Raw genomic sequence first — 16,788 nt, 5'->3', positions numbered from 1 at the left:
CCGCTGACCACCCTGTCGGGCGGGGAGCGGCAGCGGCTGAAGCTGGCCACGCACATGGGTGAGAAGGGCGGGATCTACGTCCTGGACGAGCCGACGGCCGGCCTCCACCTGGCGGATGTGGAACACCTGCTGGGGCTGCTGGACCGGCTGGTGGACTCCGGCAAGTCGGTGATCGTGATCGAACACCACCAGGCGGTCATGGCGCACGCCGACCGGATCATCGACCTGGGTCCGGGGGCCGGGCACGACGGCGGGCGGATCGTCTTCGAAGGCACCCCGGCCGAGCTGGTGGCCGCCCGCTCGACCCTGACCGGCGAACACCTGGCGGCGTACGTCGGCGCCTGACCGGGACGGCATCCGGGGCGGCCCCGCGCGGGGCCGCCCCGGATGCGGCTAGCGCCAGTCGTCCCACGGAGGATCCATGTCCTCCAGGTCGAAGGGCGGTTCCTCCTCGAACGGGGGTTCGTGCTCGGGCTCGTTGCCGGCGGTTGCGGCCGCCCGGGCGGCCTGTGGTGCGGTCCTGCGGGGCGCGGCGGGCTGGAAGCCGTCCAGCTGGGGCGCGGCGGGGGCCGGTTCGGCGGTGGCGACGGCCCCGTCCGCCCGGCACTCGGCCAGGGCGTCGAGGAGGCCCTCCGCGTACTTGGCGAGCTTGGCCTCGCCGACGCCGCCGATCCCGCCGAGTTCCTCGACGGTGCCGGGCAGCCGGGTCGCGATCTCCCTCAGCGTGGCGTCGTGGAAGACGACGTACGCGGGGACACCCTGCTCGCGGGCGGTCGCCGCCCGCCAGGCGCGCAGGGCCTCGAAGACCGGGACGGCGGCGGCCGGCAGGTCGACCGGGACGCGGGCGGCCTTCCCGGAGCGGGAGCCGCCTTCCTTGCGGGAGGCGGCCGGGGCCTTCTTCTCCTTGCGCATCTGGACGGTGCGGCGTCCGCCCAGCACGTCGCCGCTGGCGTCGGTGAGGACGAGCGTGCCGTAGTCGCCCTCGACGGCCAGCAGCCGCTGCGCGAGCAGCTGGCGTACGACGCCGCGCCACTCGGCGGTGCCGAGGTCGGCGCCGACGCCGAACACCGAGAGGGCGTCGTGGTCGAACTGGATGACCTTGGCGGTCTTCTTGCCCTGGAGGATGTCGATGATCTGGCCGGCACCGAATTTCTGGCGCCGTTCCTTCGCCAGCCGCCACACCGTGGACAGCAGCTTCTGGGCCGCGACCGTGCCGTCCCAGGACTCGGCGGGCGTCAGGCAGGTGTCGCAGTTGCCGCAGGGTCCGCCGTGCTGGCCGAAGTACTCCAGCAGCCGGGCCCGGCGGCAGTCGACCGTCTCGCAGAGGGCGAGCATGGCGTCCAGGTGCATGCCCAGGGAGCGGCGGTGGGCGTCGTCGCCCTCGGAGCCGTCGATCAGCTTGCGCTGCTGGACCACGTCCTGGAGGCCGTAGGCGAGCCAGGCCGTGGCGGGCTCGCCGTCGCGGCCGGCGCGGCCGGTCTCCTGGTAGTAGCCCTCGACGGACTTCGGCAGGTCGAGGTGGGCGACGAAGCGCACGTCGGGCTTGTCGATGCCCATGCCGAAGGCGATCGTGGCGACGACCACGACCCCGTCCTCGCGCAGGAAGCGGGCCTGGTTCGCGGCGCGCGCACGGGCGTCCATGCCGGCGTGGTACGGGACCGCGTCGATGCCCTGCTCGACCAGGAAGGCGGCGGTCTTCTCCACCGAGGAGCGGGAGAGGCAGTAGACGACGCCGGCGTCCCCGTCGTGCTCGGTGCGGATCAGCTCCAGCAGCTGCCGGGTGGGGTTGTCCTTGGAGACGATGCGGTACTGGATGTTGGGCCGGTCGAAGCTGGCGACGAAGTGCTTGGCGTCCTGCAGGCCGAGCCGGGCCGCGATCTCGGCGTGCGTGGCCTCGGTGGCCGTCGCGGTCAGGGCGATCCGCGGCACCTTGGGCCAGCGCTCGTGCAGCATGGACAGCGCGAGGTAGTCGGGGCGGAAGTCGTGGCCCCACTGGGCGACGCAGTGCGCCTCGTCGATGGCGAACAGGGAGACCCTGCCCCGGTCGAGCAGACGCTGGGTGCCCTCGGTGCGCAGCCGCTCGGGAGCCAGGTAGAGCAGGTCCAGCTCGTCGGCGAGGAAGGCCTGTTCGACGGCCTGCCGCTCGTAGGGGTCCTGCGTGGAGTTGAGGAACCCGGCCCGGACCCCGAGGGCGGTGAGCGCGTCCACCTGGTCCTGCATCAGCGCGATCAGGGGGGAGATCACGATGCCCGTGCCCTCTCTGACGAGCGCCGGGATCTGGTAGCAGAGCGACTTGCCGCCGCCGGTGGGCATCAGCACGAGGGCGTCGCCGCCGCCGATCAGCTGCTCGATGATCTCCTGCTGGTCACCGCGGAAGGAGCTGTAACCGAAGACGCGGTGGAGCACCCGCAATGCGTCGGAGACCTCGCTGGAGATCTCGGGGGAAGCGTCCGAAAGGGCCATCCGAGAAGCCTAGCGGCACCCTGGGACACTCCCGTCCCGTCCGCCGGGCCTGTGGACAACCGGTATGACTACTCACCGTGAGGGGTGAGCGGTGCGGGTCGCCCGCCCGCGCCGCCCGCCGGAAATGCGCGAGGGCGGAAAGGACGATTTCGAATGGCCGGAAGACGAACTCCCGGGGTGGCGGAAATGGGTCAGGCACAGGACGGACAAAGGCCCCGGTAGGTGACTTCCACCTTGGACACCAGGAAACCCATGCGTTCCGATTCCGGGAATCCGGCCAGCGGGTCGCCCGACGGGTGGACGTCGCGGATCGTCCCGCAGCGGGAGCAGACCAGGTGCTGGTGCGGCCGGCGTGCGTTGGGGTCGTACCGTTTGGCGCGCCCGTCCGTGGAGACCTCCGCGACCTCGCCGAGGGCGACCAGCTCCCCCAGGGCGTTGTAGACGGTCGCCCGGGAGATCTCGGGCAGCCGCCGCGCCGCCCGGGCGTGGACCTCGTCGGCCGTCAGGTGGACGTGGTCGCCGTCCAGGACCTCCGCGACGACGCGGCGCTGGGCGGTCATCCGCCAGCCGCGGTTTCGAAGTCGTTCCAGCAGGTCGCTCATAAGGTCACCCATTCCTGGGGAAGCGTAGTCTGGCATGCTTCTTGACTTGGAATCCGTCCATCGTAGGATCGGTTTCGCCGATAGCCAAGGGACAGGAAAACACTCCAGCGATTTCCGAGCACCGCGTGACCCGCCGGTGCGAAAGGATTCCCATGTCTGAGAAGCAAACCGAAGGCTGCCCCGTCGCCCACGGCCGCGCCCCGCACCCGACCCAGGGCGGCGGAAACCGCCAGTGGTGGCCGGATTCGCTCAACCTGAAGATCCTCGCGAAGAACCCCGCCGTGGCGAACCCGCTGGGCGAGGGGTTCGACTACGCCGAGGCGTTCAAGACCCTGGACCTCGCCGCGGTCAAACAGGACATAGCGGAGGTCCTGACGACCTCCCAGGACTGGTGGCCCGCCGACTTCGGCCACTACGGCCCCTTCATGATCCGGATGGCCTGGCACAGCGCGGGCACGTACCGGATCAGCGACGGCCGCGGCGGCGCGGGGGCGGGCCAGCAGCGTTTCGCGCCCCTGAACAGCTGGCCGGACAACGGCAACCTGGACAAGGCCCGCCGCCTGCTGTGGCCGGTGAAGAAGAAGTACGGCCAGAGCCTCTCCTGGGCCGACCTGATGATCCTGGCCGGCAACGTCGCCCTGGAGACGATGGGCCTGAAGACCTTCGGCTTCGGCGGCGGCCGCGCGGACGTGTGGGAGCCCGACGAGGACGTGTACTGGGGCCCCGAGACCACGTGGCTCGGCGATGGGCGCTACACCGGCGACCGTGAGCTGGAGGACCCGCTCGGCGCGGTGCAGATGGGCCTGATCTACGTGAACCCGGAGGGCCCGAATGGCAACCCGGACCCGGTGGCCGCCGCCCGCGACATACGCGAGACGTTCCACCGGATGGCGATGAACGACGAGGAGACGGTCGCCCTGATCGCGGGCGGCCACACCTTCGGCAAGACCCACGGCGCGGGCCCGGCCGAGAGCGTCGGCGAGGCCCCGGAGGGCGCCCCGATGTCGGCGCAGGGCCTGGGCTGGGCCAGCTCGTACGGCACCGGCAAGGGCGGGGACGCGATCACCAGCGGTCTCGAGGGCATCTGGACGGACACCCCGACCACCTGGGACAACAGCTTCTTCGACATCCTCTTCGGCTACGAGTGGGAGCTGTTCCAGAGCCCCGCGGGCGCGCACCAGTGGCGGCCGAAGGACGGCGCCGGGGCGGGCACCGTGCCCGATGCGCACGACCCGTCGAAGACCCACGCCCCGACGATGCTGACCACCGACCTGTCGCTGCGCTTCGACCCGGTCTACGAGCCGATCTCGCGCCGCTTCCAGGCCGACCCCGACGCGTTCGCGGACGCCTTCGCCCGCGCCTGGTACAAGCTGACCCACCGCGACATGGGCCCCGTCGTCCGCTACCTGGGCCCGGAGGTGCCGGCCGAGCAGCTGCTGTGGCAGGACCCGCTGCCGGCCCGGACGTACGAGACCGTCGGCGCCGCCGAGGTCGCCGACCTCAAGGCCCGTGTGCTGGCCTCGGGCCTGTCGGTGTCCGAGCTGGTGTCCACGGCCTGGGCCGCAGCCTCCTCCTTCCGCGGCAGCGACAAGCGCGGCGGCGCCAACGGCGGACGCATCCGCCTCCAGCCGCAGATCGGCTGGGAGGTCAACGAGCCCGACCGGCTGACGGCGGTGCTGCGCACCCTGGAGGGGATCCGGCGGTCCTTCAACGAGGGCCGCTCGGACGGCAGGCAGGTATCGGTGGCCGACCTGGTGGTCCTCGCGGGCGGCGCGGCCGTCGAGAAGGCCGCGAAGGAGGCGGGCTTCGACGTGGAGGTGCCCTTCACCCCGGGCCGGGTGGACGCCTCGCAGGAGCAGACGGACGTGGAGTCCTTCGCCGCGCTGGAGCCTGCGGCCGACGGCTTCCGCAACTACCTGGGCAAGGGCAACCGGCTGCCGGCGGAGTACCTGCTGCTCGACAGGGCGAACCTGCTGACGCTGAGCGCGCCGGAGATGACGGTCCTCGTCGGCGGTCTGCGCGTCCTGGGCGCGAACCACGGGCAGTCCTCGCTGGGCGTCCTCACGGACACCCCCGGGGTGCTGACCAATGACTTCTTCGTCAACCTGCTCGACCTGGGCACGACGTGGACTGCGGTCTCCGAGGACGAGAGCTCCTTCGAGGGCCGTGACGCGGCCACGGGCGCGCTCCGGTGGACGGGCAGCCGGGCGGACCTGGTCTTCGGGTCCAACTCCGAGCTGCGCGCGCTGGCGGAGGTCTACGCGAGCGACGACGCGAAGGAGAAGTTCGTGAAGGACTTCGTCGCGGCGTGGGCCAAGGTGATGGAGCTGGACCGGTTCGACCTCGTCTGACGGTCCCGCGCGCTCCGTGGCGCACCGCGTCCGGGCCGGCCCCTCGGAGGGGCCGGCCCGGATCCGTGTCCGGGGCGGGCGGGCCCGGGGCACGTGAGTGCGCCGCGTCAGGCGCGGACCAGCCGGGCGATGGCCCGCGAGGCCTCCTCGACCTTGCCGCGAGCCTGATCGCCGCCTTCGGCGATGGCGTCGGCGACGCAGGAGTGGAGGTGGTCCTCCATCATGGTCAGCCCGAAGGACTGCAGGGCCTTGGTGGCGGCGCTGACCTGGGTGAGCACGTCGATGCAGTACGTCCCCTCCTCGACCATGCGCTGGAGGCCGCGCACCTGGCCTTCGATGCGGCGCAGCCGCTTGAGGACGTCGTCCTTGTGGGAGGTGTAACCGGGCACGGCGATCGCTTCCCTTCATCGGGCCTTCTGTACCCCTGGGGGGTATGTCGACAACGAGGACGGGCCGCGGGATGTTCCGCCGGGCGGTCAGTGGGAGTGACCGCCCTGCTCCTCCCCGGCCGGCTGCGCGGGCTGCGCGGCGGGAGCGGCGGCCGCCTGGCCGTCGCCCGCCCGGACGGTGAAGGCCGCGGTGCGGACCTTGCCCTGGTGCTGGAAGTCCAGGAAGAGCCGGTAGGTGCCGGCGCTGGGGGCCGTGGCCGTGAAGGAGACGTCCGGGCCGGGGCCGCCCTCGTTGGGGTGGACGTGCAGGTAGGCGAGGTCGCCGTCGCGCAGGGCGACGAGGTGTCCGTAGGCCCCGAGGTAGGGCTCCAGGTCGGTGACGGGCTTGCCGTCCTTGCTGACGCCGAGCTTGAGCTCGCCGGGCTTGCCGGGGTCGAGGGTCCCGGCGAGGGAGACCTGGTAGCCGTCCACCTCGGCGGTGGGCGCGACCGGGGGCATCGGGTTGGGCGCGTAGGCGCCGGGGACGGTGAGGTCGGCGCCCAGGGTGACGTTCTTCGCGTCCCCGGCCGACGGGGCGAAGTCGGCGAAGGCCTTGTAGGCGCCCGCGGCGGGCAGGTCGACGGGGGTGGACCAGGTGCCGTCCTCGGCGCGCACCGGGTGGAGGTGGCGGAAGACCGTCAGGTCGCGCGAGGCGACGATGAAGTGCAGTTCCTTGCCGTGTTCGGTCTTGTACCCGGTGACCTTGCGCCCGGCGGCGTCCTTGACGGAGAACCTGAGCTCGCTCTGGCCCGGGGCCACCTGCGGGGTGTCCAGGCTCAGCGTGTAGCCGGCGTCGGAGACCTGGAGGCCGCCGGCGGCGGGCCCCTGGGCGGTGGCCTGGCCGTGGCCTCCGTGTCCGCCTTCCGCGGCGGGCGCCTTCGCCTGGGTCGCGTGGCTCGCGTGCTCCGTCCTGGCCGGCGCGCCCACGGGGCCGACACCCGCCCCGACCCCGTAGGCGGCGCCGAAGGCCGCCGCGAGTGCGGCGGCGAAGGCGGTGATCTTCACTCCGGTGTTCATGCCTGGTCTCCCGTACGACGTAGGTGCCGCGTACAGCGGTTCAATGGATCTCCACCATACCCCCAGGGGGTATCAAGTCAAGCGCGGGAGACTCTTGCGTACAGATACCTAGGGGGGGTATATCTGGAGTCAGCCCGGATACCCCCAGAGGGTATCTGCACAAACTGCACGATCAAGGAGAAGCCCATGTCTTCCTGCTGTTCCCCCGATGGCGCCTGCGCCTCCAACGGTGAGACCACGACCACCGTCGCCGTCGTCGACAGCACCGCCACCGTCTACCGCGTGTCCGGCATGAGCTGCGGACACTGCCGGACCGCCATCACCGCGTCCGTCGGCGCGCTCGCCGGGGTCCTCTCGGTGGACGTGGACGTGGACGGCGGCGTGGTCACCGTGACCACGGCCGGCGAGCCGGACGACGCCGCGATCGCCGCGGCGGTCGACGACGCCGGCTACGAGCTCACCGGCCGGGCCTGACACCCGCCCCGACAACGACCCACCCGGACACCGGGGCCCCGCCTTCCCCCGGGGGCCCCGGCACCGGCCCCGCGCTCGAACGAGGAGCAGCACTCATGACCACCATCACCCCCGGCGCCGCCCAGGTCGAGCTCGCCATCGGCGGCATGACCTGCGCCTCGTGCGCGGCACGCATCGAGAAGAAGCTCAACCGGATGGACGGCGTCGAGGCGACCGTCAACTACGCCACCGAGAAGGCCAAGGTCACCTTCGACGCCGACGCCGACATCTCCGTCGCGGACCTGATCGCCACCGTCGAGGCCACCGGCTACACCGCGCACGAACCCGCGCCGCCCCGCTCGTCCGCCCCGTCCGGCGCCGGGGAGGAGCCGCCGGCCGAGGCCGACGAACTGGCCCCGCTGCGCCAGCGGCTCACCACCGCCGTCGTCCTCACCGTGCCCGTCATCGCGATGGCGATGGTCCCGGCGCTGCAGATCGACTTCTGGCAATGGCTCTCGCTGACCCTGGCCGCGCCCGTGGTCACCTACGCGGCCTGGCCGTTCCACCGTGCGGCCTGGACCAACGCCAAGCACGGCGCGGCGACCATGGACACCCTGATCTCGGTGGGCACGATCGCCGCGTTCCTGTGGTCGCTGTGGGCCCTGTTCTTCGGCACGGCCGGCACCCCCGGCATGCGGCACGCCTTCGAGTTCACCATCGCCCGCACCGACGGCGCCGGGAACATCTACCTGGAGGCGGCGGCCGGCGTCACCACCTTCATCCTGGCCGGCCGCTACTTCGAGGCGAAGTCCAAGCGCAAGGCCGGTGCCGCCCTGAAGGCGCTGCTGGAACTGGGCGCCAAGGAGGTCACCGTGCTGCGCGGCGGCCACGAGGTGACCGTGCCCACGGCCGACCTCCAGGTCGGCGACCGCTTCCTGGTCCGCCCGGGCGAGAAGATCGCCACCGACGGCACGGTGGTCGAGGGCTCCTCGGCCGTCGACGCCTCGATGCTGACCGGCGAGTCCGTACCCGTGGAGGTCTCCGTCGGCGACTCCGTCACCGGCGCCACCCTCAACGCCGGCGGCCGCCTGGTCGTCGAGGCCACCCGGGTCGGCTCCGACACCCAGCTCTCCCGCATGGCCCGGCTGGTCGAGGACGCCCAGAACGGCAAGGCCGCCGCCCAGCGCCTCGCCGACAAGATCTCCGCCGTGTTCGTGCCCGTCGTCATCGCGATCGCGCTGGCCACCCTCGGATTCTGGCTCGGCACCGGTTCCGGCCTCTCGGCCGCCTTCACCGCCGCCGTCGCCGTCCTGATCATCGCCTGCCCCTGCGCCCTGGGCCTGGCCACCCCGACCGCCCTCCTGGTCGGCACCGGCCGCGGCGCCCAGCTCGGCATCCTGATCAAGGGCCCCGAGGTCCTGGAGTCCACCCGCAAGGTCGACACCATCGTCCTGGACAAGACCGGCACCGTCACCACCGGCCAGATGACCCTGCTGCACGTGCACACCGCCGAGGGCACCGACGAGACCGAGGTGCTGCGCCTGGCCGGAGCCCTGGAGCACGCCTCCGAGCACCCCATCGCCCAGGCCGTCGCCGCCGGCGCCGCCGCCCGCGTCGGGACCCTGCCCGCCCCCGAGGACTTCGCCAACATCCCGGGCCTGGGCGTCCAGGGCGTCGTCGAGGGCCACGCCGTCCTCGTCGGCCGCGGCAAGCTGCTCGCCGAGTGGGCGATGGAGCTGCCCCCGCACCTGGAGCGGGCCAAGTCCGACGCCGAGTCGGCCGGCCGCACCGCGATCGCGGTGGCCTGGGACGGCGAGGCGCGCGCGGTGCTGGAGGTCGCGGACGCCGTCAAGGACACCAGCGCCGAGGCGATCCGCCGGCTGCGCGCCCTGGGCCTCACCCCGATCCTGCTGACCGGCGACAACAAGGCCGTGGCCGAGACCGTGGCCCGCGAGGTGGGCATCGACGAGGTCATCGCCGAGGTCATGCCGCAGGACAAGGTGGACGTGGTCAAGCGGCTCCAGGCCGAGGGGCGCAGCGTCGCGATGGTCGGCGACGGGGTCAACGACGCCGCCGCCCTCGCCCAGGCCGACCTGGGCCTGGCCATGGGCACCGGCACCGACGCCGCCATCGAGGCCGGCGACCTGACCCTGGTCCGGGGCGACCTGCGGGCCGCGGCCGACGCCATCCGGCTGGCCCGCAAGACGCTCGGCACGATCCGCTCGAACCTGTTCTGGGCCTTCGCCTACAACGTGGCCGCCCTGCCGCTCGCCGCGGCCGGACTGCTCAACCCGATGATCGCCGGAGCGGCCATGGCCTTCTCCTCGGTCTTCGTCGTCGGCAACAGCCTGCGTCTGCGCGGCTTCAGGGCCGCCGCCAACTGAGGAGCCCCCGTGGCCGGTTACGTGGAACAGAAGGAAGACGTCATCCGGCGGCTGCGGCGGATCGAGGGCCAGGTCCGCGGGGTCCAGCGGATGGTCGCCGAGGACGTCTACTGCATCGACGTGCTCACCCAGGTGTCCGCGATCAAGGCAGCACTCCAGTCCTGCGCGGTGACCCTGCTCGACGAGCACCTCAACTGCTGCGTCACCGAGGCCATCGCCCAGGGCGGCGACCGGGCGAGGGTCAAGGTCGGTGAGGCGAGCAGGGCCATCGCCCGGCTGATCCGCGCGTAGCCCGGCGGCCGCAGGGCCCGTGAGCCCCTCCACACGAAGGACGTGTGGAGGGGCTCTCGGCGTTCGCGGCGCCCGCGCGCCCGGCGCCCGTGTACCGGGCCGGGGTATGCCCCCGCCCGGATGGGGGCCCGTACGATGAGCCGCTGCCGAGGGGAGGGCGACGAGACATGCGCGTACGCCGGCTGGGAGAGCTGGAAGCCGAGATCATGGACCGGTTGTGGCAGTGGGAACGGCCCGCCTCCGTCCGCGAGATCGTCGACGACATCAACCGCGGCCGCAAGGTCGCCTACACCACCGTCATGACCGTGGCGGACATCCTGTACCGCAAGGGGTGGCTGACCCGCGAGAAGTCCGGCCGGGCCTGGATGTACCAGGCGGTGCGCAGCCGCGAGGAGTACACCGCGGCGCTCATGCAGGACGCGCTCGGCGACAGCCAGGACCGACGGGCCACGCTGCTGCGGTTCGTGGAGCGGATGTCCCACGAGGACGTGGAGGCGCTGGACGAGGCCCTGCGGGCCGCCCGCTCGGAACGCCCGTCCGGTGCGGGGGGCGAGGCCCTGTGAACCATCACGTACTGCCGCCGCTGGGGCTCGCCCTGGTCACCGGGCTGGTGCTGCCCTGGATGCTGGTCCGCGCCGTGTGGGCGCAGCAGGCGCCCCGGCTGGGGCTGGCCGTGTGGATCCTGTGCGGCGCCCTGTTCGCGGCGTCGACGGCGATGCTTCCGGCCCAGCTGCTGCTGCCCGCGCAGACCAGTCACCGGCTGGTCGACATGGCCCTCACGCTGGACCCGCCCTCCCCCGGCCGGGTCCTCGACGCGACCCCGCGCGAGGCCCTGGCCGCGCTGGCGGCGCTCGCGGTGCTGGCGGTGCCCGGTACCGGTTTCGTACGGGAGCTGGCGCGGGCGCGCCGGGCCCGTACCCGGCACGCGGAACTGCTGCGGCTGGTGGGCCGGTACGACCGGCGGCTGGGGGTGACGGTACTGGAGGACCCGCGCCCGGCGGTGTACTGCCTGCCGGGGCGTTCGCGCCGGGTGGTGGTCTCGACCGGGGCCCTGGAGGTGCTGTCGGAGCAGGAGCTGGCCGCCGCGCTCGCGCACGAGCGGGCGCACATCGGCGGCCGTCACCATCTGATGGTGGCGGCCGCCGGAGCGTACGCGTCGGTGTTCCGGCGGCTGCCGCTGGCCCGGATCGGCGGGCGGACGGTGCCGCTGTGCCGCTGCTGCTGGAGATGGCCGCCGACGACCGGGCGCTGCGCGGCTGTTCGAGCGATGCGCTGGCGACGGCCCTGTACGCGCTGGCGACCGGGCACGCGCCGCACAAGGCGTTCGCGGCGGGTGGCCCGTCGGCGGCGGTGCGGATGCGGCGCATCCTGGGACCGCGCCGGGCGGGGCTTCCGGTGCTGCGCGGGCTCTTCGCGGTGGCCGCCGCGGCGTCCGCCATCCTCCCGCTGATCGCGCTCTGTTGCTGGACCAGTTGATAGGCGGTCACCCAACCCGGCTATTTACTAAGCCAATTCGTAGATTTGCGCCCGACCCCCACCACTCGAATTGGCCGCTATTGTGGGCCCGTGCGGGCTCAGGACCGGTGCTGTGAGAGGTGGGGGATAGATGCTGCTGGCTGACGTGCGGATGGCAGTTCCGGGGGACGCCGCGGCGATTTCCCGGCTCCTCGCCGCGGCCATACGCGAGGACTACGACAGCCTCCTCGGCGAAATGCGCGTCGGCCGGCTGCTGTCCGACCATTGCTCGCTCCCGCGCATTCGCGCGGAAATTGGAATTCCCGGCGGTGCGCCCGCCTGGCTCGGCTGGCTGGTCGCCACCGACGCGGACGGGACCGTCGTCGGAGCGGTGTCGGGCGGGGTCCCGGTCACCTCCGAGGGGGAGCTCTACGCCCTGTGCACCACCCCGGGCCGCCGCCGGCAGGGGGTCGGTTCGGCCCTGCTGGCGGCCGCCGGCGAGCGGATGCGGACGCACGGCGCGGTGTCCCAGCGGATCACCCTCCCCGCCGAATCGACCCCGGCCCTGTCGTTCTTCGCCCGCCACGGGTTCACCGCCCTCACCCCGGTCCGGCTCGGCCGCGCGCTCTGACACCTGCGCCCCGCCTGCGCGGGGCCGTGGCAGATCCACGCCATCGCGTGTTCACGCAGCCCTCAACGCTGGCACCGGCAGCCGTCCGCGGGACAGGATTTCCTCAGCGGCGCGGTCCCGGCGGCACGGGAGCCCCGCCCCGGACGGCTGGACCGAGCGAGCCCCTGGAGGAGCGATGCACACACCGAGCGGCACTTCCCTGCCCGTCATGCCGGTCGTGCCCGCCGCGTTCGCACCGGTCCCGCCGCCCGCACCGGAGGCCTCCCGGTTCCCCGCGCACGCGGGCGGGGCCGTGCTGCTCCCGGCGGACTGCCTGCCCGGCCTGGAGTCGGCCGCTCCGGCGGACGAGGACACCTCCTGGCTGCACGACGCCCTGCTGGGCCCGCACAGCGCGGACATCGTCCGCTACCTGGGCCTCGCGCGCCGCTGCGGCGGCCCGGTCCTGGACCTGGGCTGCGGGGCCGGGCGCCTGGCCGTCCCGTTCGCCCGGCAGGGTTTCCACGTGGAGGCGGTGGACCGGGACGCGGCCAGCCTGGAGCGGCTGCGGGCCTGGGGCCGGCGGATCGGCCCGCAGGTCTCCCGGCTGCTGGTCACCACCCGGGCCGATCTGGCGGAGCTGCGGCTGCGGGGCAGGTACCGGCTGGCCCTGCTGGCCGGGACGATGGTCTCGGCCGTGCCGCCGCACGCCCGCCCCGGGCTGCTGCGGGAGATCGCCGGGCGCCTGGAGCCGGGCGGCGCCCTGGCCCTCGACTTCACCGCGCACGGACTGCGCGGGCTGTCCGAGGAGCCCCGGCGCACCTGGGCCTTCCAAGTGCCCCGGTTCGACGGGGTCGAGGAGTGGACCGTCGCCCGGCAGGTCTTCGACCTGGACGCGATGAGCGAGCGGATCACCTATCACTCGGTGCGCACGGGCAAGGTGCGCACCGAGCGGGTGGTGCGCAGCACCGAGAAGTGGATCATCGATGCGGAGGGCCTGCGCGCCGAGCTGGAGGCGGCGGGCCTGCGGGTGGAACGGCGCCGCACCCACCGGCTGGACGGGCGGACCGAGAGCGTCCTGCTCGTGTGCCGGACGGCGGGCTGACGGCCCTCCCCCGCCCCTTTCCGTTCCTCCCGCTCGAGAAGGACTCGCAAGAGGTACGATGCCCCCAAAGGTTTGAGTGGACCAGATGGCGGATGGTGGCGCAGTGATGGCTGTCGTGGAGGAGTCGACCGGCCGCGAGGCAGTGATTCAGCGCCTCCGCGACGTGGGACTGCGGGTCACCGGGCCGCGCCTGGAAGTGCTCCAGGTCCTGGCGGCGGGCGGTCACATGGACGTCGAGTCCATCACGGCCGCCGCCCGCGAGCGGCTCGGGACCCTCACCAGCCAGGCCGTGTACGAGATGCTGCGGCACTTCCTGGAGACGGGCCTGGCGGCGAAGTTCGACCGCCCCGGTCTGCCCGCGGTCTTCGAGATCTCCGGTCCGCCGCACCAGCACGCGCTGTGCGTGGGCTGCGGCCGGGTGGACAACGTCGAAGCCGAAGTGCCGCGGCCGCCCCGCGGCGCGCTCCCCGCCTGGCGGATGGAGGGGGCCGCGGAGGTCGTCTTCAAGGGGCTGTGCCCCGACTGCCTGAGCACCCCGCGGGACTGACCCCGCACTCTTCGCGCCCGCCTCCCCTTCCTCGTCGGGGAGTCGGGCGCTTCGGCCGTTCCGGGCCGGCCGGTGGTGCAGGCCCGCACCTCAGAGACGTCGAGTGACCCCCGTCACATCCGAAACGGGGGGACGGTGGGTCCCGCATTGGCATGTGCCAAAGTGTGACTGTCGATTCGTAAGACGAGGGGGTCGCTTCGCGATGGCAACGGGCGATGGCAGGGACGGCATCCAGTCGGCCGACAAGGTGCTGGCCCTCTATCAGGAGCTGCGCCTGCGCGGGGTGTCCAACCTCAATGACGCCTTCGAGGAGCTGCCGTCGATCCCGAGATCGCCCTGCTGCGGATGCTGCAGCGCGAGCGGGAGCGGCTGCGCGAGCACCTGGACGAGTCGGACCGCGCGTACAGTGCGCTGGAGACGCTGGTCGGAAGGTTCCTGCGGCCCGGTGCGCTGAGCGGTTCCGAGGTCGAGGTGGAGATCCTCCACGACTACGGGCGGATCCAGCAGGTGCTGGAGGACATCACCGACGTCATCCGCCACGACCTGACGTCCATGCACGTGACCGCCCTGGTACGGGAGGTCGCGGACCGGGTGCTCAGCCGGGACCGCCGGCAGATCGACAACGGGGTGCGCATCCGCGCCATCTACCACCAGCGGATCACCACCTCGCCCGAGGCGGTGGAGATGCTCCGGCGCCGGGTCGAGGCGGGGGTGGAGATCCGGCTCTCCCCCGCCGTCCCGATGAACATGATCATCGCGGACCAGCAGTTCGCCGTCCTGCCCGTGCACCCCGAGGACCGGTCGGCGGGTGCGATCCTCGCCCGCGGGCCGGCGCTCGTCCGCTCCTATCTGGCGCTGTACGAGCACTGTTGGCACGCGGCGACGCCCTATGGCGACGACGTGGCGCCGGAACTCGGCGGCGACGGACTGACCGAACAGCAGCGGGCCGCGCTGAAAATGCTGGCATCGGGAATGAAGGACGAAAAGGTCGCCCGGACCCTGGGAGTTTCCCTGCGGACGGTGAGCCGCATGCTTTCCGAGCTGATGCAGGAAATGGGGGCGTCCAGCCGTTTCGAAGCCGGAGTGCGCGCACAACGGCTCGGCTGGCTGGATTGATTCAGGGGCCATTCATCAGGGTCCGGCGAGGGGCCGGAATTGCGCAACGAAAAACCCCGCGACCGCCCGGACGGGCGATCGCGGGGCAGGATCCGCTGCTCTGAACGGTTGTTCAGTCCCAGCCGTTGCCGTTGTTGCGGATCGTACAGAGCGGGCGGACGGTGACGGTGTGCGCAGCGGACATGATTCCTCCAGGAATTGCGAAACATCGATTCGGTCTCCGCGGATCCGTGCCGCCGGTATTCCTGCGAAGACCTCTCTATTGTCGTACGGATTCCGGGGGCGGGCCAGTTCCCTATAGCGCACCTGAGGCGGATCTGAAGGAGTTCATGAAGATGTTACGCTTGCGTATCTTTGGTCAGCTCAAAAGTGCTGCTAGGGTGGAATTCCGGCCTTCTCGGCCCTCCAGGGGAGAGGTGTCGGCGAGGCAGGAGCGTGCCGCCGCTCCTGCCTCACTCATGTCCGGGCCCGGTCGCGCGCCCTCCTCGCGCAGTACGTCCCGGTAGACCTCCAGGGTCCGGGCGGCCGCGCCGCGCCAGCTCATGTTCCGGGCGTGGGAGACGGCCGCCCGGCCCATCACCTCGGCCTCCCCGGGGTGTTCGGCGAACCACAGCAGTCTCCGGGCGTACTCCGCCGGATCGTTGCCGGGGACGAGCACGCCCGTCACCCCGTCCCGTACCGCGGTCGGCAGCCCGCCCACCGCGGAGGCCAGCACCGGGGTCCCGCACGCCTGCGCCTCCAGCGCGACCAGCCCGAAGGACTCGCTGCGCGAGGGCACCATCAGCACGTCCGCCGCCCGGTACCACAGCGCCAGCTCCCGCTGCGGTACGGGCGGGTGGTGCCGCAGCACCTCCGAGACCCCCAGCTCCCGGGCGAGTTCCCAGGCCTCGCCGCGCGGTCCGGCGCCCGAGTTGCCGCCCACCACCGGGACGAGGGTCCGCCCGCGCAGGTGCGGGGCCCGCTCCAGAAGTGCGGCGACCGCGCGGACCATCACGTCGGGCCCCTTGAGGGGCTGGATGCGGCCCGCGTACAGGGGGATGAACGCGTCGGCCGGCAGCCCCAGCCGGGCCCGCGCCGCCGCCCTCCCCCGGCCGGGGCCGAAGGTGGCCAGGTCCACGCCCGGCCGGACGATCCGCGTGCGGCGCGCGTCGGCCCCGTACAGCTCGCACAGCGCCCGGGCCTCGTCGCCGGTGTTGGCGATCAGCCGGTCGGCGGAGCCGACGACCTGGTGCTCGCCGCGGATCCGCAGCTCCGGCTCGGGGGCGTCGCCCTCTGCGAGGGCGGCGTTCTTGACCCGGGCCAGGGTGTGGGCGGTGTGCACGAACGGGATCCGCCAGCCCGCCGCCGCGATGCGGCCGGCCTGCCCGGAGAGCCAGTAGTGCGAGTGCACCAGGTCGTAGCGCCGTTCCTCCTTCAACAGCGCCAGCGAGAACGGCACCACCAGGGCGGGCATGTCCTCCTTGGGCAGCGGCGCGCGCGGTCCGGCCTCCAGGTGCCGCACCCGGACCCCGGGGCCCAGGCCGGCCGGGTCCGGGTGCTCCTCGCCCCGGCACCGGGTGAACAGGTCCACCTCGACGCCCTGTTCGGCGAGGGCGCGGGAGAGCTGGACCATGTAGACGTTCATGCCGCCCGCGTCCCCGGTGCCGGGCTGGTGCAGCGGTGAGGTGTGGACACTGAGCATGGCGACGCGCAGGGACACGTGGAACTCCAACGGGGAGAGGCCGCGCGCCCCGCACCGCCGGGTGACCGGCGCGCGGTCACGCGGCGAAGGAGGGTGGTCGTCTCGCTGTGGTACGGGTGGTGCCTTGGTGCGGGTGGTTCCGTGGTGCGGGAAGTACCGCCGTGTGTGTGTGGGGGGGGCGGCGGCACCGTCCCGGTCCGGTCAGAAGCCGAAGACCGGACCGGAGGTCGGGGCCAGCCGGGTGCCCGGGGCGGGCGGGACGAGGGCCGCCGCCGAAACCGGCCCGCC

General features: G+C 72.7%; 16 protein-coding genes. 11 read left to right on the top strand and 5 right to left on the bottom strand.

Annotation, left to right across the window (positions count from 1 at the left end; translation table 11 throughout):
• Nucleotides 1–345 (top strand): ATP-binding cassette domain-containing protein (locus VR44_RS11040; RefSeq protein WP_045947253.1); only part of this gene is annotated, 345 nt, incomplete at its 5' end.
• A gap of 48 nt (nt 346–393) precedes the next feature.
• Here VR44_RS11040 and recQ read toward each other — a convergent pair.
• The gene (gene recQ, locus VR44_RS11035) at nt 394–2,463 is read right to left on the bottom strand and encodes a DNA helicase RecQ (protein ID WP_045947252.1); all 2,070 of its coding nucleotides are present in this window, start codon (nt 2,461–2,463) and stop codon (nt 394–396) included.
• Nucleotides 2,464–2,654: 191 nt separating this feature from the next.
• Nucleotides 2,655–3,065: a Fur family transcriptional regulator gene (locus VR44_RS11030; RefSeq protein ID WP_045947251.1), complete on the bottom strand. Its 411-nt coding sequence runs from the start codon at nt 3,063–3,065 to the stop codon at nt 2,655–2,657.
• Nucleotides 3,066–3,217: 152 nt separating this feature from the next.
• On the opposite strand from VR44_RS11030, the gene katG reads away from it, so the two are divergent.
• Nucleotides 3,218–5,416 carry a catalase/peroxidase HPI gene (gene katG, locus VR44_RS11025; protein WP_094191554.1) on the top strand — a complete coding sequence of 733 codons (2,199 nt, stop codon included), beginning with the start codon at nt 3,218–3,220 and terminating at the stop codon, nt 5,414–5,416.
• A gap of 107 nt (nt 5,417–5,523) precedes the next feature.
• Here the strand turns inward: katG and VR44_RS11020 are convergent, their stop codons facing one another.
• A complete protein-coding gene (locus VR44_RS11020) occupies nt 5,524–5,805 on the bottom strand; it encodes a metal-sensitive transcriptional regulator (RefSeq protein ID WP_045947249.1) in 282 nt (93 codons plus the stop codon).
• An 87-nt stretch (nt 5,806–5,892) separates the two neighbouring features.
• Nucleotides 5,893–6,861, bottom strand: coding sequence for a hypothetical protein (locus VR44_RS11015; protein ID WP_045947248.1), 969 nt, complete (start codon nt 6,859–6,861; stop codon nt 5,893–5,895).
• A 186-nt stretch (nt 6,862–7,047) separates the two neighbouring features.
• Here VR44_RS11015 and VR44_RS11010 point away from each other — a divergent pair, with 186 nt between their 5' ends.
• From VR44_RS11010 to VR44_RS10970, 9 genes are all read left to right on the top strand, one after another.
• The gene (locus VR44_RS11010; protein ID WP_045947247.1) at nt 7,048–7,335 is read left to right on the top strand and encodes a cation transporter; all 288 of its coding nucleotides are present in this window, start codon (nt 7,048–7,050) and stop codon (nt 7,333–7,335) included.
• A gap of 95 nt (nt 7,336–7,430) precedes the next feature.
• Entirely contained in the window at nt 7,431–9,698 is a 2,268-nt protein-coding gene (locus VR44_RS11005) for a heavy metal translocating P-type ATPase (protein WP_045947246.1), read from the top strand.
• Nucleotides 9,699–9,707: 9 nt separating this feature from the next.
• Nucleotides 9,708–9,989, top strand: a complete 282-nt coding sequence (locus VR44_RS11000) for a metal-sensitive transcriptional regulator (protein WP_045947245.1) — start codon at nt 9,708–9,710, stop codon at nt 9,987–9,989.
• A gap of 167 nt (nt 9,990–10,156) precedes the next feature.
• Entirely contained in the window at nt 10,157–10,552 is a 396-nt protein-coding gene (locus VR44_RS10995) for a BlaI/MecI/CopY family transcriptional regulator (protein ID WP_045947244.1), read from the top strand.
• Nucleotides 10,549–11,439: a M56 family metallopeptidase gene (locus VR44_RS10990; RefSeq protein WP_052713548.1), complete on the top strand. Its 891-nt coding sequence runs from the start codon at nt 10,549–10,551 to the stop codon at nt 11,437–11,439. The genes VR44_RS10995 and VR44_RS10990 overlap by 4 nt, the downstream gene beginning before the upstream one ends.
• Nucleotides 11,440–11,595: 156 nt before the next feature.
• On the top strand, nt 11,596–12,075 hold the full coding sequence (locus tag VR44_RS10985; protein ID WP_045947243.1) for a GNAT family N-acetyltransferase: 480 nt from the start codon (nt 11,596–11,598) through the stop codon (nt 12,073–12,075).
• Between the two features lie 175 nt (nt 12,076–12,250).
• Complete coding sequence (locus VR44_RS41085; RefSeq protein ID WP_052713547.1) at nt 12,251–13,156, top strand: class I SAM-dependent methyltransferase; 906 nt, start codon at nt 12,251–12,253, stop codon at nt 13,154–13,156.
• 106 nt (nt 13,157–13,262) lie between these two features.
• On the top strand, nt 13,263–13,703 hold the full coding sequence (locus VR44_RS10975) for a Fur family transcriptional regulator (RefSeq protein ID WP_045947242.1): 441 nt from the start codon (nt 13,263–13,265) through the stop codon (nt 13,701–13,703).
• A 345-nt stretch (nt 13,704–14,048) separates the two neighbouring features.
• Nucleotides 14,049–14,819, top strand: a complete 771-nt coding sequence (locus VR44_RS10970) for a helix-turn-helix transcriptional regulator (protein ID WP_052713545.1) — start codon at nt 14,049–14,051, stop codon at nt 14,817–14,819.
• A gap of 358 nt (nt 14,820–15,177) precedes the next feature.
• Here the strand turns inward: VR44_RS10970 and mshA are convergent, their stop codons facing one another.
• A complete protein-coding gene (gene mshA, locus VR44_RS10965) occupies nt 15,178–16,518 on the bottom strand; it encodes a D-inositol-3-phosphate glycosyltransferase (protein ID WP_063778908.1) in 1,341 nt (446 codons plus the stop codon).
• Nucleotides 16,519–16,788: the final 270 nt, after the last annotated feature.

The sequence above is a fragment of the Streptomyces katrae genome (assembly GCF_000966975.1).
GTDB lineage: Bacteria > Actinomycetota > Actinomycetes > Streptomycetales > Streptomycetaceae > Streptomyces > Streptomyces katrae.
This window is presented reverse-complemented; position numbering and strand designations above follow the sequence as displayed.

What these genes read in the sequence shown, in the direction of transcription:
- recQ (WP_045947252.1), bottom strand. Translation starts at nt 2,463, where the DNA reads ATGGCCCTTTCGGACGCTTCCCCCGAGATCTCCAGCGAGGTCTCCGAC.
- VR44_RS11030 (WP_045947251.1), bottom strand. Translation starts at nt 3,065, where the DNA reads ATGAGCGACCTGCTGGAACGACTTCGAAACCGCGGCTGGCGGATGACC.
- katG (WP_094191554.1), top strand. Translation starts at nt 3,218, where the DNA reads ATGTCTGAGAAGCAAACCGAAGGCTGCCCCGTCGCCCACGGCCGCGCC.
- VR44_RS11015 (WP_045947248.1), bottom strand. Translation starts at nt 6,861, where the DNA reads ATGAACACCGGAGTGAAGATCACCGCCTTCGCCGCCGCACTCGCGGCG.
- VR44_RS11010 (WP_045947247.1), top strand. Translation starts at nt 7,048, where the DNA reads ATGTCTTCCTGCTGTTCCCCCGATGGCGCCTGCGCCTCCAACGGTGAG.
- VR44_RS11005 (WP_045947246.1), top strand. Translation starts at nt 7,431, where the DNA reads ATGACCACCATCACCCCCGGCGCCGCCCAGGTCGAGCTCGCCATCGGC.
- VR44_RS10995 (WP_045947244.1), top strand. Translation starts at nt 10,157, where the DNA reads ATGCGCGTACGCCGGCTGGGAGAGCTGGAAGCCGAGATCATGGACCGG.
- VR44_RS10985 (WP_045947243.1), top strand. Translation starts at nt 11,596, where the DNA reads ATGCTGCTGGCTGACGTGCGGATGGCAGTTCCGGGGGACGCCGCGGCG.
- VR44_RS41085 (WP_052713547.1), top strand. Translation starts at nt 12,251, where the DNA reads ATGCACACACCGAGCGGCACTTCCCTGCCCGTCATGCCGGTCGTGCCC.
- VR44_RS10975 (WP_045947242.1), top strand. Translation starts at nt 13,263, where the DNA reads ATGGCTGTCGTGGAGGAGTCGACCGGCCGCGAGGCAGTGATTCAGCGC.
- VR44_RS10970 (WP_052713545.1), top strand. Translation starts at nt 14,049, where the DNA reads ATGCTGCAGCGCGAGCGGGAGCGGCTGCGCGAGCACCTGGACGAGTCG.